This is a genomic window from Pseudomonas sp. NUPR-002, from assembly GCF_056322725.1.
Window position 1 is genome coordinate 2,882,717 of the sequence record NZ_CM150476.1, and the last position, 20,214, is coordinate 2,902,930.

Here is a 20,214-nt window from a genome sequence, read left to right on the forward strand (position 1 = left end):
GAACAGCATGAATGCGTTGAGCCATACCCAAGGGCAACAGGAACCGGCGTTGCTCACGCTGTGCATCGGCGAGGCCTTCGACCTCACCGTGTCACGCTTTGCCCAGCGTGAGGCGCTGGTGGTCCGTCATCAAGGGCTGCGCTACAGCTGGCAGGCATTGGGCGCAGAAGTCGAGCGCCTGGCCCGCGCCTTGCTGGCCCTGGGGCTGCAGCGCGGTGATCGCCTGGGGATCTGGGCACCCAACTGTGCACAGTGGTGCATCACTCAGTTTGCCAGTGCAAAAATTGGCGTCATCCTCGTCAATATCAACCCGGCTTACCGCAGTAACGAGTTGGCCTATGCCCTCAGCCAGTCGGGTTGCCGTTGGATCATCTGCGCCGATGCTTTCAAAACGTCGGACTATCACGCCATGCTGCTGGATCTGGTGCCGGAGCTGGCGACCAGCACGCCGGGCGAGCTGGCCTGCGCGCAGCTGCCTGAGCTACGTGGGGTGATCAGCCTGGCCAGTACGCCACCCAAAGGCCTGCTGGCCTGGCAGGCGCTGCTGGCACGGGCGCAGGAGGTCAGCCTGGATACCTTGGCGACGCGGCAGGCCAGCCTGCACTGCGATGAGCCGATCAATATCCAGTACACCTCGGGGACCACCGGTTTCCCCAAAGGCGCGACCCTCAGCCACTACAACATTCTCAACAACGGGTACCTGGTCGGCGAAAGCCTCGGCCTCACCGAGCACGACCGCCTTGTCGTACCGGTGCCGCTGTATCACTGCTTCGGCATGGTCATGGCCAACCTCGGCTGCATGACCCACGGCGCCACCCTGATTTACCCCGGCGATGCCTTCGATCCGCTGACCACCCTGCAGGCGGTGGCCGAAGAGCGGGCCACGGCGCTGTATGGGGTGCCGACCATGTTCATTGCCGAACTGGATCATCCGCTGCGCCACACCTTCGACCTGTCCAGCCTGCGCACCGGGATCATGGCGGGCGCCAACTGCCCGATCGAAGTCATGCGCCGGGTGATCGATGAAATGCACATGAGTGAAGTGCAGATCGCCTATGGCATGACCGAGACCAGCCCGGTGTCGTTGCAGACTGGCCCTGACGACGACCTAGAACTGCGGGTGACCACAGTTGGTCGTACCCAGCCGCACCTGCACAGCAAGATCATCGACAGTGCCGGTAACAGTGTGCCGCGTGGCGAAGTCGGTGAACTGTGCACCCGTGGCTACAGCGTCATGCTCGGCTACTGGAACAATCCGCAGGCCACTGCCGACAGTATCGATGCAGAGGGCTGGATGCACACCGGCGACCTGGCGAGCATGGATAAGCAGGGTTATGTGCGCATCGTCGGGCGCAGCAAGGACATGATCATCCGCGGCGGCGAGAACATCTACCCGCGTGAGCTGGAGGAGTTTTTCGCCACCCACCCAGCGGTCGCTGATGTGCAGGTGATCGGGGTGCCGTGCAGCCGCTACGGTGAAGAAATCGTCGCCTGGATCAGGCTGCACCCGGGAGCAGTCGCCGATGAGGCGCAACTGCGCGAGTGGGCCAAGGCACGCATCGCGCATTTCAAGGTGCCGCGCTATTTTCGTTTCGTGGAACAGTTCCCGATGACTGTAACCGGGAAAGTGCAGAAGTTTCGCATGCGCGAGATCAGCGTTGAGGAGTTGCAGCTACCGTAGGAGCGGGCTTGCCCCGCGATAGCGATTTGTCAGTCACAGCGCAATCGCGGGGCAAGCCCGCTCCTACAGAGGCCAGCAGCTCGCCACGGGTGATCGCCGTGGCGACCCGCTCCAGGGCTTCGGCGTCCTCATTGATCAGTTCCGCCAGGTTCATGGCGCGGAACCTGAGCTTGGCGGTCGGCGCCAGTTTGCTCAGTTCCAGCAGCAACTCTGCCGTCGCCTCGGCATTGAACGCTGCGGTACGGACGGTGTGCAGCACGTAGCGGGTAGTGAGTTTCATCAGTGCATCTCCCCTGCGTGCGCAAGGTACGCCTTGCGCACGGTCAATCAGGCTCAGAACAGCTTCAGGAAGTTCAGGTACAGGCGCGGTGCCTTGCCGTTGTCGTCGTCCAGCTCCTCGGCCGAGACTTTGTGGGTCAGGGGGAAGGCCAGTTCCGGCGATATGTAGGTGTCCTTGAACACCTGGAAGTGCACACCCACACCAGCCGATGACAGGCTTTCAGTACCCGTCCAGCTGGGGTCTTCGCTCCAGACTTTGCCGAAGTCCCAGTAGGTGTAGTACTGGGTCGGCACCGTCCAGTTGCCGACGGTATGCTGGCGGTTGTACTGCAGCTCGGCCTTGGTAGCGAAGCCGCGGTCACCGGTGATTTCCGAAGGGTCGTAGCCACGGCCGAACTCGCTGCCGCCCACCCCGAACTGCTCGGGGCTGAGCAATGCCTGACCGAACGAGGTTTGTGCGGTCAGCGCCAGGTACAGGTTCAGGCCCTCCATCAGTTGCGAGAGGTCCTGCATACGCTGGGCATCGACCTGCAGCTTGGTGAAGTCAGTGCGACCGCCCTCACGCGAAGGGTTGGCGCGGCCTTCATCGCTGGCGCCAAGGATATCCAGGCCCTTGCTGACTTCGGCCTTGAGCAGGTTCTTGCCGCCATAGCGGTCGGCAAAGTCGTAGCTGGCACCCAGGCGCAGTGCGCGGATACGGTCATCGCTTGACGGTGGGTTGTCGGGATCGTCCAGGTATTCGGATTTGCCGTTGAAGTAGGTCAATGCCAATGAGGTCTTGAACGTTTCGTCGCGCTGGCGAATCCACGGCCGGGTAATACGCACGGCCAGGGTGTCGCCCGAGCTGTTGGCGTTGAGGAACGAGAAGGTGTCGGCGTGCCCTTCGTTATGCTGGGCAAGCACACTGAGCACGTCGCCTTTGGCACCGACGGGCAGCTCGTACTGGCCTTCGAAGAACGACATCTTGTTGCCTTCGATCGACTTACCGGCACGGATGCCCAGATGGTCGCCGTTGCCACTGAGGTCATTGATACCGAAACCGCCGTAGGCCTGCCAAGGGCCGAAGTAGCGGCTGTCACGGTTGTCGAAGCCGATGAAGCCTTCATATTTGCGCTGCTCGTTCTGCACCGTCAGGTCGGTGCCGCTGGCCACCGGTGAGGCGGAAAGCACGGCGCGGCTGTCGTTGCCGGAAACGTCGTTCATCAGCAGCAGGTTGCGTTCCAGCGTGGCACTTTTGGGCGGAACCTCCTGGCGAATGTTATCGGCATAGCGCTCCAGGGCTTTATTGGTCGGCCCTTTGAACTGTACGTCGTTGACCTTGCCCTCGAACACTTGAATGACCAGACGGCCGTCCTCCAGGCGCTGTTGTGGTACGTAGGCGCGAGCCAGCAGAAAGCCTGCCTTGCGGTAGCGCTGGGTGATCTGGGCGGCCACCGCGTTGACTTCGGCCAGGCTCACCTGGCGACCTTGCAGGCCGCGCACGAGGCTGTTGAAGGTACCGCTGGGGTAGCTGTCGGCACCGCGCACCACCACCTGGTTGACCTTGAAGCGTCGGCTATCGCCAGGTGCCGCTTGCATCTCGGCCGGTTGTTGCTCGGGCTCAGGCGTCACCACCGCGTCAGGTAATTGCAGGGTGCCAGGCATCTGCAGGGTAGGGGTGCGGCTGCCATCGGGGTTGGGCAGTTCAATCCGGCCCGGGTCGAGTTGACCGCGTGGCCCGGCATCGGCTGGACCTGCCAGCACCAGCAGGGCGGAACAAACGGCCAGGGTTACCGCCTTGAAGCGGCCAGGAAAGCATTTCATGATTATTTCTCTCCCTTGGCAGGGGTGGTGAGTTCGTGCGGTATGACGCTGCGGTTCCAGTCAGGAACGATGAACCTGCCGTCTTTGAGCAGGCCGTTGGCGTAGGTCAGCACGTCGCTGAGTTCAGGGGTGGTACTGACCTTGTCGCCGTAGGCGCGCGGTTTGCAGATCAGTTGCACGGCGTAGGTGCGGATTACCGCAGGCGATACCGAGTAGTTGGCAGAGACTGCCGAGGGCGACTCCAGCGCCGTGCAACGCACGTTGCCCGGGGCCTGGGCGGCCATGGGCACCGGACCTTGCGGCAAGGCCGGAGCCACAGGCTTGACAGGGTCGGCAGGGTCCACAGGCGCGGGCGGGGCAGGCGGCACGGGTGGCGCAGGCGGGTCGATCACTGGACCGGTAATGGTCAGCGTGCCGTCCTTGAACACCACGTTGTAGTTGGCGCCGGCACTGAAGCTTTGCCCCTGACCAATGCCGTAGGCACCCGGGGCCTCGCCGGGGTTGCGCAGCAGGCTGCCTTTGGCAACGTCGGCGCGGTCGCCGTTTTTCATTCCGCTGACCGAGTAGGTCAGGCGTGGGTCGACCTGGCCCTGCAGTTTGCTTTTGTCGTGCGCGGTTACCAGCAAGGGCGCCGGGGTGATCTGCAGGTTGCCGTCGTGGAACACCAGGGTGTAGTTGCTGCTGGTCAGCGCCAGGTTGCCCTGGCCAATGGCGTAACCCTCGGGACGCACGTTTTCGCCAGCCTGGCGCTGCAGGTCGCGACCGTTGAGCACCGCTGCGGCGCTGTCACCGTTCTTCAAGCCGCTGAGCGAATAGCTCAGTGCCGGGTCGGCATTGCCATAGACCTTGCTCTTGTCATGGGCATTGACCTGCAACGTCGCCGGGGTGATGTGCAGCAGGTCTGACTCGTAGCTGATGCGGTAGTTGCCGGAAAGGCTGCCGACACTGCCCTGGCCGATGGTGTAGTCACCCACGTTCGACCCGGGAGCACGGTTGAGCGCACCGCCAACCAGGGTATCGGCCTGTTCGCCGAACTTCTGCCCGCTGACCTGATAGCTCAAGGCCGGGTCGGCGTCGCCATACACCTTGGTTTTTTCGTCCGCTTTGACCTTGAGTTCGGCCGGCTGCACGATCAGCGTGCCGGCCTTGTTGTCCAGGCCATAGCGGCCTTGGGCGCGGGTATCCTGGCTGACCTGATTGGTGATGGCATAGCCATCGGCCTTGACGTCGCTTTGCGCCGTGGCCTGGGTCGTTGGAGTACCGACCGCGGTGCCGCTGCGGTCGAGTTGTTGATTGACATAGTCGTCGACGCCCTTCACCACCTGGGCGTTGCTGTCGTACTCGGTGCGGGCACTGAGCGTAGGGTTGGCGTCACCGTATTCGCGGGTTGCGTCGTTGGCCGTGACGGTCACCTTGGCGGCGGCCGCGTTGCTGATAATCACCCCCGGCTCGTTGGTTTTGTCTACCGTTTCATAGAAGTGCACCCGGGCGCGCTCCAGGGTCTGCTCGCCGCCTTTGAGCGCGGGGCCATTGGAGTCGGCTTTCTGCAGCCAGGGCGTGTCGTTGATCAGGTTGGCGATCAGTGCCTGCACGCTGTCGTACTTGCCGCCGAGGTTTAGCACCAGTTGCTGGCTACTGCCATCCTGGGCGTTGTGCTGGATCTCTTTCTGGTCTTGGGCACCCGGAATATAGGCGTAGGGCTCCACACCCCAGCCTGGCTCATGCAGGGTGGAAACCACTTGCAGGCCACCGTTGGCACCAAAGGCAAACCCGACCGGGGCGCTGCTGACCACTGGCGATCCACCCGGATCGGTGCGGGTCACTTTCACCAGGCTGCCATTGTTGACATCGGGCGCGATGTTCCAGGCAACTCCGGCGCTGTCGGTAAAGCTCAGGCCGTTAACCAGATAGTCCGAGCTGTCGAGGTAGTTGAGCAGTACTGCCGGATCGAGTTCGCGGTACCCCCCCTTGCCGTCAGGCGTGACGAAACCGGTGGCTTCGAACACCAGATAGTCGAATGAGGCGCCATTCTCGGCCTTGAGGTTGACCGTCTGGGTGCCCGGTCCATAGGACACGTTGGGGTTGGCCACCACATCCTGAAAGCCGCGGTATTCCAGTTGCTGTGCGGTTACCCCGGACAGCTGTTCGGCGGAATACGGCGAAGCCACAGTGCCAGTGGTGGTGATGCCGCTGGCGTTGGTCTGGTTGAAGCGGAACACGCCGTTGCTGGCTTTGCCTGCCAGCACACCGGCGTAGTTGAGGTTGCTTTCCATGCGCACACTGGCACCTTCCATGGCCACTTGCTGGCCCATCAGTGCGGTGCCGGATTGCTGGATGATCGATGCGACGTTGGAGGTTTTCAGCCAGGCGATACCCTGGCCGACGTCGATGATGGCGCGCTGGGCGTAGTCGGCACCGGTGTTGTTCAGGCGGATGTCGCCGGTGGCGGCGATAAACAGGTTGCCGTCTTTAAGCAAGATCGGGGCGTTGATGTACACCGAACCACTGTCACTGGACAGGTCGCTACCGCTGTAGCCCACGCCTTGTTTGGGGTTGCCGGCGGAGATCAGTGCCAGGGTGTGTTTGCCAGTGCCGTCCTGACCGATGTTGGTGGCAATGATCGCGGTGTTGACATTGATGCGCTGGCTCGCCGACACCTCGACGTCACCACTGGCCAGGCCATTGACGATAGCCTGCGCCGATACGTTCCACAGGTCGGCGGTGTTGGGGCCCTGGGTAATACCGCCGCTTACGCCGGTGCCCGGGTCGGCGCTGGCATCGGCGACGATGTTGACGGTTTCAGGGTCCAACAGCCATTTACCGGCCACTTTGCCGGAGGTATCGACCTTGGCCTCGTTGCTCACCTGCAACTGCTTGCCGGAAGTTTCGATCAGGCCGCCGCGTTCTGCGCCCTTGACGCTGGCGCTGCCGGCGAAGCGGGTCTGGCCATCGGACCAGACCACCACCTGGCCGCCGTCGCGTTTGCCCTCGGCCTTGAGCTGGGCACCTTGGGCCACCGTGGTACGTTTGGCAGCAGGCTCACTGCCTTTACCCTGCAAGCTGCCGCCCACCAGGACTTTACCGCCGTTGCCCTGGCTGCCGGAGGCGTCCAGCCTGGCCGTGCTGGCCAGGTTGACTTCATCACCGAGGGCCTTGATGGAGCCGCCGCTGCTGCCCTTGGCGCTGAGGCTGCCGCTGACGTTGGTCTGCGCTGCACTGCCCAGGACAATGGTGCCGCCTTGCTCGCTGACGCCATCGGCAATCACATTGCCGCCGACGTTGATCACCGAGTCCAGATGCCGGGCCGCGCGCTCGGCGCTCATGGCTACCACGCCGTTACCGACCTCGATTTGCCCGCTGTTGTGCACGCCGCCTTTGACATCGGCGTTGACACTGTCGCGCTCGCCCGGCTCACCGCCGACCGCGATGCTCAGCAGGCCATCACCGTGGAAGTCCAGGGTCGCCTGCGGGCCGGTAGCCAACTGCACGGTGCCTTTGCGCGCCTGGATCACACCGTGGTTTTCAACTTGCGCGCCGAGCAGGGCAACCATGCCGTTGTCGTGCACGGTGATATGCCCTTCGTTGCGCACCAGGCCTTTGAGCTGGATATCCAGTTTGCCGCTGGCGGCGAACTCCTTGGCCTGTTTGTCGGTGACAAAACCGGCGCTGGCCACCAGGGCACTGGCGGACACATGGGCGTTAGGGCCGAGCCAGATACCATTGGGGTTAACCAGGATCAGTTGGCCATTGGAAGTGATGGTGCCGTAGATCTTCGAGGGGTCGCCGCCGATCACCCGGTTCAAGGTGACCGAGCGGCCGTCGGGTTGTTTGAAGGTGATGCGGTTGTCGGGGCCGACATTGAAGCGTTGCCAGTCGATGGCGGTACGCGGACCGGAAGTCTGGACTTCCATGTTCGCACCGCTCTGGCTGATGCTGGCGCCACCGCTGACCACCTGGCCGCCTTGCGGAAGGCCGCTGGCGCTGGCGGTGGTGGCCAGGGCAATGGCGATGCACAGACAGCTCAAGCGCAGTCCATGACCACCCGGTGCACGATGTTTCATTGCAGTTCTCCCAGAGGATTAATCTGGGAGCAATCATTCGCCTGTGCCCCTGGGCGAGATAAGCGTGCAATCCTGAAAGCGCTTGTAGTGCGTTCCTGAACCTACAGCGGGTGGTTACTGGCCACGGGCATGCGCAGTTGCAGGGTGATTTCCAGCGTTTGCTGCGGGGTGATGACCAGTGCGAGCTCGGCCCCCAGCAGCCGCGCGAGCTGCTGCGCCAGTTGCCAGCGGATGCTCGGTGCTTCGCCGTCGCGCTGGGCGCTCAAGGGGCCGACAATGCGCAGGTGCCAGGGCGTCTGCTGGATACCCTGCGGCGGTGACTCGGCATACAGGTCCAGGCTGGAAACGCCCAGGCTTTTCGCGTGCAGCAGCAAACTGCGCAGCAACTGCACGTAGCGCTCGGCGTCTATCCAGCCCCAGCAAGCGGGGAGCGCACAGTGCAGTTGGGTGGCGGGCAACGAACCCTCAGGCGCCTGCTCCAGCAGGGTCTGAGTCAAGCCGCGCAGGTCACTGACGAATGAGTTCGGCGAGGCGAGCCCTTGCTCCAGTTGCACCAGCTCGGCCAACAGCTCGACACCTTCCTGCAAGCGGTAGAGCAGTGTTTTGCCTGCGTCGTCGAGTGAGTGCCGCTCAGGGCTGTCGAGCATCTCCTTCAGTCGGGACAGGTTATACGCCGCATTTGTGCAGTATTCGATCAGGTATTGGCCGCGGCGATTACGCAGGGTTTGGGCATGCGTCATCTGCTCTTGCAGGCGCTCCAGGGCTTTGTGCTGTTCGCCGATATCCACCGACGTGCACAGCATGCCGACAAAGCTGTTATCGGCAGCGATGACCGGCAAGCCGCTGTGTTTGATCACTCGTCGTTCGCCTTTGACCCTGATGGACAGCACCAGCATGTATGGGATGCGTTTTTCCACGGCCGCGCTGTAGGTTTTGTAGGCGTAATCATAATGCTCCAGCTCCACCAGCCCCGCATCCACCGTGCGGCTCCCGAGCAATTGCGAGACGCTTGAGTCGAAGTAATGTGCGAATGCCTGGTTTGCCGCCACGATTCGAGCATTGGCGTCGCGCAGGCACACCGGATAGGGGATTTGATCAAACAACGTGTTGAACTGTTGATCGGTAGAGCTTGCAGGCGTTTCTGGTGCGTTGACCTGTGCCCCGGCGGCTGTCACCAGGCCATGTTGCGCCGCCAGGCGCAGCAGCTCGACCAGCGAATGGGTATTGGTTTTCTCCAGCAACCTGGCCTTGTAGGTGCTGACCGTGCGGTCGCTGATGGCCAGCTCGCCGGCAATATCCTTGACCCGCATGCCATCGGCCAAATAGTGCAACACGGTGATTTCGCGGGCGGTAAAGCGTTCGTTGAACCCTTCGGCATCATCACTGGTGGTGCTTTCTGCCCTCATGGCGCTGGCGTTGAAGTAAGTCTTGCCGGACAAGGCCTTGGCCACGGCATCGGCAAGCAGGTTCAGCGCATCGTATTTGCTCACAAACCCCACCGCGCCAGCCGCCAGGCACAAATGCTCGTAGACGTCTGCCGGAAAGGCGGTAAACACCAGAATGCGGGTGTTGCGTTGGTGCGCGATCAGGCGACGGATCACATCGAGGCCGCCCAGGCGTGGGATGTCCAGATCGAGCACGATCAGGTCTGGCTGCAGGCGGCGCACCATCTCCAGGCCTTCAACACCGTTGGTGGCGGCGCCGACGATGACATGGCCGGCCCGTTCGAGTTCGGCGCGTATGCCTGCCTGGCTGCTGGGTTGCTGGTCAATGATTGCAACGGCACTCATTGGCGGATCCTTGCTGAAGGGAGACAGACAGCAAGGATAGTACGCACATTGCCAAGACCACCGTCTTGGCAGGGGTGAAGCGTTAGTGGCGCCGCTCGTACTTCTGTGTCACCCACACCAGGCTTTTCTCTTCCTCTTCTTCCAGAGCTTTGGCGAGCGCCTGTCCGGGATTGCGGGGGTGGGTCTTGACCGTGCCATGGCGGTGTTTGAACACGGCCTGCCAGGCAACGCGGAAGCTGTTCATGGTCGATTGTCTCCAAACGGTTGCGGGCTATCGTTGCATTACGACAGTGGGGCAACAATCAGGGAATCATGAAAGCCCTGTAGTGCAAGCACTACAACCCCGGTCTGGCTGCCGGTAGGAGCGGGCTTGCCCCGCGAGACGATATACCTGGCACCCTAATAACAAGGCAACTTGAGTTGATCGTTAGTAGTTCATTGTTATAAAAATAATTCAAAAATAATATTGGATGCGTTTACATATTGCCTGTATAAATTTCGCTGATTAGCGTGAGGGACTTAGTTATGAGTATCCAGCGCGAAACATGGCGAAGCCGTATTCGTAAGTTTGGCATGCAGCACTATTTTTGGGTGCTGTTTATTATGTTCATGGTGTCACCTGTTTCTTACTCGGGTGACTGTATCCCGATGTGCGAAGGTGGCAAACAAAACTGCCTGGCAGGCTGCGTAGGCGACCCGAACAAGGCCGCCGCCTGCAAAAATGTCTGCAACAGCGTCTACGATTGCCCCACCCATTGCGCCAACCAGAAAGTGCCAGGCGGCGGGCAAACCCAGTCTGCACCGAAAAGCCCTGTCACTGAGTGCAGTAGCAATTGCAGTCAGCAGTATTCGCAGTGTTTCACGACCTGTCAGGGGAACAAGGCGTGTTACGACTCTTGCGGTCAAATATTCAAGAGCTGTGGTAATTCCTGTATAGGCTTGCAGGGCAATAAACCTTCAGGTTCGGGGGGGAGTGCGCAGTCTCAGGGGCAATCGACTACGCAGGAAGTGCTTAATAAAGTTGATGATTTGAATAATGCGATTCAAGGGTTGTTTGGGAACGGTAAATAGTAACTCATCATGGGTTGTTGGGTGGGAAGGAGGGTGGTTTTGGCTTTTTGGGCTGGGGGTTTATCCAATTGGTGAGGTGGCTCCACTGGCCCCTTCCGCCCTTACGGCGGCCTACTTTGCCCAAGAGCAAAGTAGGCCGCCGTAAGGGCGGAAGGGGCCAGTGGAGCCACCCCACCAAACGGATAAGCTCCCAGCTCCAGAAGCCAAAAACAGCAAGCCACAAGTCAGTACTTCCCAAATCTGTGCCACTGCACCTGCCTGTAAACGCCCGCCAAAGCCCCACTCCTCAAGCCTCACAGTTTTTTGCTTGCCAACAACCACAAAAATCATAATTTCGCTGTTTCCAGCCTTTGCACAGAATGCGCCCAACACCCACCCACGGTGATCCCCGTGGGAAAACTCAGTAGGGCGCAGCGATGACCAACAATAAAACCGTAATAGACACGCTTGTAGTGGGTGCCGGGCAAGCCGGTGTGGCCATGAGCGAACACTTGAGCCGACTCGGCGTGCCGCACCTGGTTCTGGAACGCAACCGTATCGCCGAAGCCTGGCGCACCGGTCGCTGGGATTCGCTGGTTGCCAACGGCCCGGCCTGGCACGACCGCTTCCCTGGCCTTGAGTTCGAGGGCCTGGACCCGGATGCCTTTGCTGGCAAAGACCAGGTAGCCGACTACTTCGAAGCCTATGCAGAAAAATTCAATGCACCGATACGCACCGGCGTCGAAGTTACCCAGGTACAACGCAACGTCGGGCGCCCGGGTTTCACCGTTGAAACCTCCGAGGGCGTGATCGAGGCCAGCAATGTGGTGGTCGCCACCGGCCCGTTCCAGCGTCCGCTGATCCCTGCCATTGCCCCGGCAGACGGCGCCATTACCCAGATGCACTCGGCGCACTACCGTAACCCTGAGCAACTGGCTGAAGGCGCGGTGCTGGTGGTGGGCGCCGGTTCATCCGGTGTGCAGATCGCTGATGAACTGCAGCGCGCCGGCAAGCAGGTGTACCTCTCGGTTGGCGCCCACGACCGTCCGCCGCGTGCCTATCGCAATCGCGACTTCTGCTGGTGGCTGGGCGTGCTCGGCCTGTGGGATGCCGAGGGCGTGCAACCGGGCAAAGAGCACGTGACCATCGCCGTCAGCGGTGCACGTGGTGGCCATACCGTGGACTTCCGCCGCCTGGCACAACAGGGTGTGACCCTGGTGGGCCTGACCAAGGCATTCAACAACGGTGTGGTGAGCTTTCAAGCAGACCTGGCCGAGAACATCGCCCGCGGTGATGAAAACTACCTGGCCTTGCTCGATGCCGCCGACGCCTATATCGCCGCCAACGGCCTGGACCTGCCAGCAGAGCCGGAAGCGCGGATCATGCTCCCAGACCCTGACTGCATCAGCCAGCCGATCCTCGAACTGGACCTGGCCAAGGCCGGTATCACTACGGTGATCTGGGCCACCGGCTACTCGGTCGACTACGACTGGCTCAAGGTCAATGCCTTCAAGGCCGATGGCAAGCCACAGCACCAGCGTGGGGTGTCCAGCGAAGCGGGCGTCTACTTTGTCGGCCTGCCATGGCTGGCCCGGCGTGGTTCGGCGTTTATCTGGGGCGTGTGGCACGACGCCCGGCATATCGCCGAGCACATCATCAAGCAGCGCGCTTATTTCGACTACCGCGATGCCTCGCAACGTCAGGCCGAACGGCCCGAAACCCACCTTCAATCCGCCAGCCTCATGGGAGCCCGCTGATGCCTACTCATACCCGCATTCGCATGTTCAACACCAAAGACACCTACCCGAACCAGTCCCTGGACAACGACCTGTGCCAGGCGGTACGTGCCGGCAATACCGTTTACGTGCGCGGCCAGGTCGGTACCGATTTCAACGGCCAACTGGTGGGCCTGGGTGATCCACGGGCGCAAGCCGAACAAGCCATGCGCAACGTCAAGCAACTGCTTGAGGAGGCCGGCAGTGACTTGAGCCACATCGTCAAGACCACCACCTACCTGATTGACCCACGCTACCGCGAGCCGGTGTACCAGGAGGTTGGCAAGTGGCTCAAGGGGGTGTTCCCGATCTCCACTGGCCTTGTTGTCAGTGCCCTGGGCCAGCCGCAGTGGCTGATGGAAATCGACGTGATTGCGGTCATCCCTGAATAAGGAGCGTGCCATGACCTTTTCCATCGTGGGTCGCTGTGCTGAAACCGGTCAACTGGGCATCGCCATCAGCTCATCGAGCATTGCCGTGGGTGCCCGTTGCCCGTGGCTGCGCTCCGGTGTCGGCGCGGTGTCGAGCCAGAACATTACTTTGCCGGCCCTGGGCCCGCAGGTGCTCGATGCCCTGGCCGAAGGGCTGGCACCGCATCAGGCGCTGGACCATGCGCTGACCCGCAACGGCTACAGCCAGTACCGCCAGGTCGCGGTAGTGGATGCCCAAGGGCGTACTGCGGTGTTCAGTGGCAACCATGCGCTGGGTACCCACAACGCACTGGCAGGTGAGCAATGCGTCGCTGCGGGCAACCTCTTGGCCAACAGTGGCGTGATCGAGCGGATGGTTGCGGCGTTCGAGGGCAGTGAAGGCTGCCTCGCCGCACGCTTGCTGAACGCGCTGCAAGCCGGACAGGACGCGGGCGGCGAAGCGGGCGCGGTGCATTCGGCGGCGCTGTCGGTGGTCGGTGATCTGCTCTGGCCCATCGTCGATCTGCGGGTCGACTGGGCAGATGAAAACCCGATCGGTGAACTACACAAGCTCTGGGCTGCCTATGAGCCACAGTTGCAGGACTACCTGACCCGCGCGCTGAACCCAACCCTGGCCCCGAGCTATGGAGTGCCGGGCGATGAGTGAGTTGCGCAGCCGCGCCTTGCTAGCAAAGCTGATTGGCTTTGCCACGGTCAGTCGCGACTCGAACCTGCAGCTGATCGCCTTCGTGCAGGATTACCTGCAAGGCCTGGGGGTGAGCTGCACGCTGATCTACAACACCGAGCGCAGCAAGGCCAACCTGCTGGCCAGTATTGGCCCGGCAGTGGAGGGCGGGGTGGTGCTGTCGGGGCATACCGACGTGGTGCCGGTGGACGGTCAGGCCTGGACGGTCGAACCGTTCGCCCTCAGCGAGCGCGACGGCAAGTTGTATGGGCGCGGCACGGCCGACATGAAAGGCTACCTGGCCTCGGTTTTGGCAGCGGTGCCGGTGTTTCTTGCCAGCCCCTTGCAGCGCCCCGTGCACCTGGCGTTCTCGTATGACGAGGAAGTCGGTTGCCTGGGCGTACGCAGCCTGCTCGAGGCGTTGCCGCACAGTATCGCCAAACCCGCCCTGTGCCTGATTGGCGAACCGACCGAGCTGAAGCCGGTGCTCGGCCACAAAGGCAAGCTGGCCATGCGTTGCCACGTCAAAGGTGCAGCGTGCCATTCGGCCTATGCGCCGTATGGCGTGAATGCCATCGAACAGGCGGCTCGGCTGATTGCGCGCCTCGGCGAGATTGGTCAGCGCCTGGCGGCGCCAGAACACCACGACGAGCGCTTCGATCCGGCGTTTTCCACGGTCCAGGTCGGGGTGATCGAGGGCGGTACGGCGCTCAACATCGTGCCGCAGGACTGCCGCTTTGACTTTGAAGTGCGTGCTTTGCCAGCGTTCGAACCACAAGCGGTGGTTGATGAATTGCACCACTACGCCCAGCACACGCTGCTGCCAGCGATGCAGGTGGTCAAACCAGATACAGCGATTCGCTTCGAGCCGATTTCAGCCTACCCGGGCTTGGCCACCGACCGCGAAAGTGCCGCCGCACAACTGCTGGCGCAGCTGTGTGAGCGCGACGACTTCAGCACCGTGGCGTTTGGCACCGAGGGTGGCTTGTTCGATCAGGCCGGGATCCCGGCAGTGGTCTGCGGCCCGGGCAGCATGGATCAGGGGCACAAGCCGGACGAGTTCGTCAGCGTCGCGCAAATGGCGGCCTGTGACCGCCTGATGGACCGTTTGGCCGCTTACCTCTGCACACATCAATAATGACAAAAGAGCCTGCGATGAACGATTTCAACGACTGGACCCGCCTTGCACAGCAGCAACGACTGATCGACACCGCGTTGATCGATGGCGAACCGTGCCTGGCGCAGAACGATGCGCGCCTGGAAGTGATCAACCCGGCCACTAACCGCGTGCTGGCCCGTGTGGTTGCCTGCGCAGAGGCCGAAGTCGACCAGGCAGTGCGCAGTGCCCGTCGCGCCTTCGAACAGGGGCCTTGGGCGAAGATGGCACCCGGCGAGCGCAAGGCGGTGTTGCTGCGCCTGTCGCAACTGATGCTGGAACACCGTGACGAACTGGCCTTGCTCGATTCGCTGAGCATGGGCAAACCGGTGATGGATGCCTGGAACATCGACGTGCCGGGCGCCGCCCATGTGTTCGCCTGGTACGGCGAAAGCCTCGACAAGCTTTACGATCAAGTGGCGCCCACGGCCAGCAATGCCCTGGCGACGATTACCCGTGTACCGCTGGGGGTGATCGGTGCCGTGGTGCCGTGGAACTTCCCGCTGGACATGGCGGCCTGGAAACTGGCCCCGGCGCTGGCCGCTGGGAACAGCGTGGTGCTGAAACCGGCCGAGCAATCGCCGTTTTCCGCCCTGCGTCTGGCCGAACTGGCCCTGCAAGCCGGGATTCCGGCGGGTGTGCTCAACGTGGTGCCGGGCCTGGGTGAGGAAGCCGGTCGTGCCCTGGGCCTGCACATGGATGTGGATGCGCTGGTGTTTACCGGCTCCACCGAAGTGGGCAAGTACTTCATGCAGTACGCGGCGCAATCCAACCTCAAGCAGGTGTGGCTGGAATGCGGCGGCAAAAGTCCGAACCTGGTGTTTGCCGATTGCCAGGACCTGGACCTGGCGGCCGAGAAGGCTGCGTTTGGCATCTTCTTCAATCAGGGCGAAGTGTGTTCGGCCAACTCGCGTTTGTTGGTCGAGCGCTCAATTGCCGACGACTTTATCCAGCGCCTGATCGCCAAGGCTGGCAAATGGCAGCCGGGTAACCCACTGAACCCGGCCAGCAGCGCTGGCGCCATTGTCGATGCGCGTCAAAGCCAACGGATCATGCAGTACATCGAGCAGGCCCAGGGAGAGGGCGCACAGTTGGTGTGCGGCGGCCGTCAGTTGAGTTTCGACGGTTCGGACAACTTCATCGAACCGACGATTTTCACCGGTGTAACGGCCGACATGACCCTGGCCCGCGAAGAGGTGTTCGGTCCGGTACTGGCGGTCAGCGTGTTCGATGACGAAGACCAGGCCGTGGCGATGGCCAATGATCACATCTATGGCCTGGCCGCTTCGGTATGGACGGATGACCTCAATCGCGCCCATCGCGTGGCGCGGCGCCTGAATGCCGGCACGGTGTCGGTCAATACCGTCGATGCCCTGGATGTCACGGTGCCGTTTGGTGGCGGCAAGCAATCCGGGTTCGGGCGTGACTTGTCGCTGCACTCGTTTGACAAGTACACGCAGCTGAAAACTACCTGGATTCAGCTGCGCGGGTGACGGATTGATCGCGGGGCAAGCCCGCTCCTACAAGGAGCGGGCTTGCCCCGCGAATACAAACAACGCGGTTCTTGCACATAAATCTAATAAGCGGAGCAAGCGATGAACAGTAATGCAAGCGTGTCCACCGGCGCCTTGGCGCCACCTGACAGTCGCAAGAAATTGGGCCTGACCGCGTTGTTGGCGGTGGCGATCGGCCTGGTGGTGTCGCAAGGTGTCATGGTGTTGATGCTGCAAGGCGTCGGTATCGCCGGCCCAGGCTTCATTGTGCCGTTGGCACTGGCCTGGCTGTTGGCCTTGAGTTATGCCTGCTCGTTCTCCGAGCTGGCCTTGATGATCCCGCGCGCAGGCAGCCTGAGCAGCTACACGGAAGTGGCCATCGGGCAATTCCCGGCGATCCTTGCGACGTTCTCGGGTTATGTGGTGGTGGCGATGTTCGCCTTGTCGGCAGAGCTGCTGCTGATGGAGTTCATCATCGACAAGGTCTACCCGCACTCGCTGCCACCGCTGACCGTGGCCCTGGGTGTGCTGGGCCTGTTCACCGTGCTCAACCTGTTCAACATCGACATCTTCGCCCGCCTGCAGACGGCGCTGGCGGTGGTGATGGTGGTGGTGCTGCTGGTCATGGGCCTGAGTGCGATGAACAGCGATATTGTTTCACCCAATCCGCAGCTGTTTGACGTCGCCAACTGGAACCCGTTGGGCCTGGGCGTGATTGCGCTGACGGCGATGGCGGTGTGGGGCTTTGTCGGTGCTGAGTTTGTCTGCCCGCTGGTGGAAGAAACCCGCCGCCCGCAGCGCAACATCCCAGGTTCGATGATGATTGGCTTGACCGTGATCTTCGTGATCATCGCCCTGTATTGCCTGGGTGCCTTGCTCACCGTGCCGCAGGCCGAACTGGCCAGCAACGGTTTGCCGCACTACCTGTTCGCCACCACCGTGTTTGGTGAAACGGGCCAGGTGTTCCTGGTGACCGCAGCCATTACCGCCACCTGCAGTACCCTCAACAGCTCGCTGGCCGCCATTCCGCGCATGTTGTTCGGCATGGCGCAAAACGGCCAGGCATTCGGTGTGCTCAAACTGCAAGGCAAGCGCAGCGGCGCCCCTTGGGTGGCGGTGCTGTTCGTCTCGGCGATCACCGGCTTGCCACTGCTGCTGATGCATGACCATCCCGATGCCATCAACCAACTGTTGCTGGCTGCTGCGCTGGCCTGGTTGCTCGCCTACATCATTACCCACATCAACGTAATCGCACTGCGCCGCCGCTACCCGCAGGCCGCCCGGCCATTCCGCACGCCGTTTTACCCGCTGCCGCAAGTATTTGGCATCGCCGGCATGCTCTTTGCGATCTGGCACGTGTCGCCAAGCCCGGACATGACCTTTGCCATTTTCGCGTATGCCGGCCTGGTGCTGCTGGTGGTGTCGATCATCGCCGTGCTGTGGATCAAGTGCGTGATGCGCAAGCCGCTGTTCCAGCCAGAACCGCTGTCCTGCGTACTCGGCACCCTCAACGATAAAAACCCGCAAGGAGACTCGCAATGACCGCTCAAGTGAAACCCGACCGTAGCACCCGTGACTATCAAGCCCTGGATGCCGCGCACCACATTCATGCGTTTCTCGACCAGAAAGCCCTGAACGAGGAAGGTCCGCGGGTGATCGTGCGTGGCGAAGGCCTGGCACTGTGGGACAACGATGGCAAACGCTACCTGGACGGCATGTCGGGGTTGTGGTGCACGAACCTCGGCTACGGTCGCAAGGACCTGGCGGCCGCCGCCAGCCAGCAACTGGAGCAACTGCCGTACTACAACATGTTCTTCCACACCACCCACCCGGCGGTGGTAGAGCTTTCGGAGTTGCTGTTCAGCCTGCTGCCTGGTCATTACAGCCACGCGATCTACACCAACTCCGGCTCTGAGGCCAACGAGGTGTTGATCCGTACGGTGCGCCGTTACTGGCAGATTCTTGGCCAGCCACAGAAGAAGATCATGATCGGCCGCTGGAACGGCTACCACGGCTCGACCCTCGGCGCCACGGCGTTGGGCGGCATGAAGTTCATGCATGACATGGGCGGGGTGATTCCCGATGTCGCGCACATCGACGAGCCGTACTGGTTCGCCCATGAAGGTGACCTGACCCCGGCCGAGTTCGGTTTGCGCGCAGCCCGCCAGCTGGAAGAGAAAATCCTCGAGCTGGGTGCCGAGAACGTTGCCGCCTTCGTTGCCGAACCGTTCCAGGGCGCTGGCGGGATGATTTTCCCGCCCGAAAGCTACTGGCCGGAAATTCAACGTATCTGCCGCAAATACGATGTGTTGCTGTGTGCCGATGAAGTGATCGGTGGCTTCGGCCGCACTGGCGAATGGTTCGCCCACCAGCATTTCGGCTTCGAACCCGACACCCTGTCGATCGCCAAAGGCCTGACCAGCGGCTACATCCCCATGGGCGGCCTGGTCCTGTCCAAGCGTATGGCTCAGGTGTTGGTAGAGCAGGGCGGGGTGTTCGCTCACGGCCTGACCTATTCCGGACACCCGGTGGCTGCTGCGGTGGCGATTGCCAACCTCAAGGCCCTGCGTGATGAAGGCATTGTTGCCCAGGTCAAGCAAGACACCGGCCCGTACCTGCAGCGCTGCCTGCGCGAAGTGTTCGGCAACCACCCGCTGATTGGTGAAGTGCAGGGCACGGGCCTGGTCGCCGCGTTGCAGTTCGCCGAAGACAAAGTCAGCCGCAAACGCTTTGCCAATGAGAACGACATGGCCTGGCGTTGCCGCACCATCGGCTTTGAAGAAGGCCTGATCATTCGCTCGACCCTGGGCCGGATGATCATGGCCCCGGCGCTGGTTGCGGGCAAAGCCGAGATCGATGAGCTGGTCGACAAGACCCGAATCGCCGTAGACCGCACTGCGCGCGAATTCGGCGTGCTGTAAGTCCCTTCGCCGGCTCGCAGGGGCGAGCCGGCTTTGCTGAGGAACAGATCCATGTCCAGATCCTTGCGTTGCAGTGTTCCCTTTGCCCTGGCCTTGTTGTGCGGCGCCGTGCAGGCCGCGCCACAGAGCCTTACCGTGATCTCATTTGGCGGTGCGACCAAACAGGCCCAGGACAAGGCCTATTTCCAACCCTTCAACGCCAGCGGCGCAGGACGCGTGGTGGCCGGTGAATACAACGGTGAACTGTCGAAAATCAAAGCCATGGTCGATGTTGGCCATACCAGCTGGGATGTGGTCGAAGTCGAAAGCCCGGAGTTGCTGCGTGGCTGTGATGAAGGCTTGTTCGAGCGCCTGGACCCGGCTCGGTTCGGCGATGCCGCGCAGTTCGTGCCCGGCACCTTGAGCGAGTGCGGTGTGGCCACTTACGTGTGGTCGATGGTCATGGCTTACGACCACGACAAACTGGCCAAGGCACCGACCTCCTGGGCCGACTTCTGGAACGTCAGCGAATACCCCGGCAAGCGCGGCTTGCGCAAGGGCGCCAAGTACACCCTGGAAATCGCCTTGCTCGCCGATGGCGTCAAGCCAGACCAGTTGTACCAGGTACTGGCGACTCCGGAGGGGGTGAGCCGGGCGTTTGCCAAACTGGATCAGATCAAGGGCAACATCCAGTGGTGGGAAGCGGGCGCACAACCGGCGCAGTGGTTGATTGCCGGGGATGTGGTGATGAGCGCGGCGTACAACGGGCGCATCGCTTCGGCGCAAAAAGAGGGGATGAAGCTTGGGATCGTCTGGCCGCAAAGCCTGTACGACCCGGAATACTGGGCGGTGGTCAAAGGCACACCGAACAAGGCGTTGGCGGAGCAGTTCATTGCCTTTGCCAGCCAGCCGCAGGCGCAAAAGGTGTTCTCTGAAGAGATTCCGTACGGGCCGGTGCATCGCGATGCGCTGAAACTGTTGCCGGAAGAGGTGCAACAACAGCTACCGACGGCGCAGGCCAACCTGGCCGAGGCGCAGGCAGTGGATGCGGCGTTCTGGGTGGACCATGGTGAGGAACTGGAGCAGCGTTTCAACGCCTGGGCCGCGCGCTAAAGCGCCCGTAGGAGCGGG

Annotated in this window: 15 protein-coding genes; 10 read left to right on the forward strand and 5 right to left on the reverse strand. The window is 61.9% G+C overall.

The window, feature by feature from the left end:
* Positions 1 to 7: 7 nt before the first annotated feature.
* Entirely contained in the window at positions 8 to 1,681 is a 1,674-nt protein-coding gene (locus tag ACVWSC_RS13070) for an AMP-binding protein (protein WP_442114050.1), read from the forward strand.
* On the opposite strand, the gene ACVWSC_RS13075 is transcribed toward ACVWSC_RS13070, so the two are convergent.
* The 5 genes from ACVWSC_RS13075 to ACVWSC_RS13095 form a co-directional block, all read right to left on the reverse strand.
* Positions 1,653 to 1,961: a hypothetical protein gene (locus tag ACVWSC_RS13075; protein WP_442114051.1), complete on the reverse strand. Its 309-nt coding sequence runs from the start codon at positions 1,959 to 1,961 to the stop codon at positions 1,653 to 1,655. The two genes, ACVWSC_RS13070 and ACVWSC_RS13075, sit on opposite strands and share 29 nt — an antisense overlap.
* A 53-nt stretch (positions 1,962 to 2,014) precedes the next feature.
* The gene (locus tag ACVWSC_RS13080) at positions 2,015 to 3,763 is read right to left on the reverse strand and encodes a ShlB/FhaC/HecB family hemolysin secretion/activation protein (protein WP_442114052.1); all 1,749 of its coding nucleotides are present in this window, start codon (positions 3,761 to 3,763) and stop codon (positions 2,015 to 2,017) included.
* A 2-nt stretch (positions 3,764 to 3,765) separates the two neighbouring features.
* On the reverse strand, positions 3,766 to 7,824 hold the full coding sequence (locus ACVWSC_RS13085) for an MBG domain-containing protein (RefSeq protein WP_442114053.1): 4,059 nt from the start codon (positions 7,822 to 7,824) through the stop codon (positions 3,766 to 3,768).
* 101 nt (positions 7,825 to 7,925) lie between these two features.
* Entirely contained in the window at positions 7,926 to 9,614 is a 1,689-nt protein-coding gene (locus ACVWSC_RS13090) for a response regulator (RefSeq protein ID WP_442114054.1), read from the reverse strand.
* Between the two features lie 82 nt (positions 9,615 to 9,696).
* Entirely contained in the window at positions 9,697 to 9,858 is a 162-nt protein-coding gene (locus ACVWSC_RS13095) for a hypothetical protein (protein ID WP_442114055.1), read from the reverse strand.
* Between the two features lie 281 nt (positions 9,859 to 10,139).
* Between ACVWSC_RS13095 and ACVWSC_RS13100 the strand changes: the two genes are divergently transcribed.
* The 9 genes from ACVWSC_RS13100 to ACVWSC_RS13140 all read left to right on the forward strand — a co-directional run bounded on the left by ACVWSC_RS13100 (position 10,140) and on the right by ACVWSC_RS13140 (position 20,196).
* A complete protein-coding gene (locus tag ACVWSC_RS13100) occupies positions 10,140 to 10,685 on the forward strand; it encodes a hypothetical protein (protein WP_442114056.1) in 546 nt (181 codons plus the stop codon).
* Between the two features lie 416 nt (positions 10,686 to 11,101).
* On the forward strand, positions 11,102 to 12,421 hold the full coding sequence (locus tag ACVWSC_RS13105) for a flavin-containing monooxygenase (protein ID WP_442114057.1): 1,320 nt from the start codon (positions 11,102 to 11,104) through the stop codon (positions 12,419 to 12,421).
* Positions 12,421 to 12,831, forward strand: a complete 411-nt coding sequence (locus ACVWSC_RS13110; RefSeq protein ID WP_007924833.1) for a RidA family protein — start codon at positions 12,421 to 12,423, stop codon at positions 12,829 to 12,831. The genes ACVWSC_RS13105 and ACVWSC_RS13110 overlap by 1 nt, the downstream gene beginning before the upstream one ends.
* Before the next feature lie 10 nt (positions 12,832 to 12,841).
* On the forward strand, positions 12,842 to 13,516 hold the full coding sequence (locus ACVWSC_RS13115; protein WP_442114058.1) for a DUF1028 domain-containing protein: 675 nt from the start codon (positions 12,842 to 12,844) through the stop codon (positions 13,514 to 13,516).
* Complete coding sequence (argE, locus tag ACVWSC_RS13120) at positions 13,509 to 14,672, forward strand: acetylornithine deacetylase (RefSeq protein ID WP_442114059.1); 1,164 nt, start codon at positions 13,509 to 13,511, stop codon at positions 14,670 to 14,672. The genes ACVWSC_RS13115 and argE overlap by 8 nt, the downstream gene beginning before the upstream one ends.
* 17 nt (positions 14,673 to 14,689) lie before the next feature.
* A complete protein-coding gene (locus tag ACVWSC_RS13125; protein ID WP_442114060.1) occupies positions 14,690 to 16,183 on the forward strand; it encodes an aldehyde dehydrogenase in 1,494 nt (497 codons plus the stop codon).
* 102 nt (positions 16,184 to 16,285) lie between these two features.
* Positions 16,286 to 17,725: an APC family permease gene (locus ACVWSC_RS13130; protein WP_442114061.1), complete on the forward strand. Its 1,440-nt coding sequence runs from the start codon at positions 16,286 to 16,288 to the stop codon at positions 17,723 to 17,725.
* A complete protein-coding gene (locus tag ACVWSC_RS13135) occupies positions 17,722 to 19,104 on the forward strand; it encodes an aspartate aminotransferase family protein (RefSeq protein ID WP_442114062.1) in 1,383 nt (460 codons plus the stop codon). Before ACVWSC_RS13130 ends, ACVWSC_RS13135 begins: the two co-directional genes overlap by 4 nt.
* Positions 19,105 to 19,155: 51 nt before the next feature.
* On the forward strand, positions 19,156 to 20,196 hold the full coding sequence (locus ACVWSC_RS13140; RefSeq protein ID WP_442114063.1) for an ABC transporter substrate-binding protein: 1,041 nt from the start codon (positions 19,156 to 19,158) through the stop codon (positions 20,194 to 20,196).
* Positions 20,197 to 20,214 lie beyond the last annotated feature (18 nt).

Coding starts and splice junctions, on each gene's coding strand:
- ACVWSC_RS13100 (WP_442114056.1), top strand. CDS start 10,140: ATGAGTATCCAGCGCGAAACATGGCGAAGCCGTATTCGTAAGTTTGGC.
- ACVWSC_RS13080 (WP_442114052.1), bottom strand. CDS start 3,763: ATGAAATGCTTTCCTGGCCGCTTCAAGGCGGTAACCCTGGCCGTTTGT.
- ACVWSC_RS13105 (WP_442114057.1), top strand. CDS start 11,102: ATGACCAACAATAAAACCGTAATAGACACGCTTGTAGTGGGTGCCGGG.
- ACVWSC_RS13135 (WP_442114062.1), top strand. CDS start 17,722: ATGACCGCTCAAGTGAAACCCGACCGTAGCACCCGTGACTATCAAGCC.
- ACVWSC_RS13125 (WP_442114060.1), top strand. CDS start 14,690: ATGAACGATTTCAACGACTGGACCCGCCTTGCACAGCAGCAACGACTG.
- ACVWSC_RS13130 (WP_442114061.1), top strand. CDS start 16,286: ATGAACAGTAATGCAAGCGTGTCCACCGGCGCCTTGGCGCCACCTGAC.
- ACVWSC_RS13140 (WP_442114063.1), top strand. CDS start 19,156: ATGTCCAGATCCTTGCGTTGCAGTGTTCCCTTTGCCCTGGCCTTGTTG.
- ACVWSC_RS13095 (WP_442114055.1), bottom strand. CDS start 9,858: ATGAACAGCTTCCGCGTTGCCTGGCAGGCCGTGTTCAAACACCGCCAT.
- ACVWSC_RS13115 (WP_442114058.1), top strand. CDS start 12,842: ATGACCTTTTCCATCGTGGGTCGCTGTGCTGAAACCGGTCAACTGGGC.
- ACVWSC_RS13110 (WP_007924833.1), top strand. CDS start 12,421: ATGCCTACTCATACCCGCATTCGCATGTTCAACACCAAAGACACCTAC.
- argE (WP_442114059.1), top strand. CDS start 13,509: ATGAGTGAGTTGCGCAGCCGCGCCTTGCTAGCAAAGCTGATTGGCTTT.
- ACVWSC_RS13085 (WP_442114053.1), bottom strand. CDS start 7,824: ATGAAACATCGTGCACCGGGTGGTCATGGACTGCGCTTGAGCTGTCTG.
- ACVWSC_RS13090 (WP_442114054.1), bottom strand. CDS start 9,614: ATGAGTGCCGTTGCAATCATTGACCAGCAACCCAGCAGCCAGGCAGGC.
- ACVWSC_RS13070 (WP_442114050.1), top strand. CDS start 8: ATGAATGCGTTGAGCCATACCCAAGGGCAACAGGAACCGGCGTTGCTC.
- ACVWSC_RS13075 (WP_442114051.1), bottom strand. CDS start 1,961: ATGAAACTCACTACCCGCTACGTGCTGCACACCGTCCGTACCGCAGCG.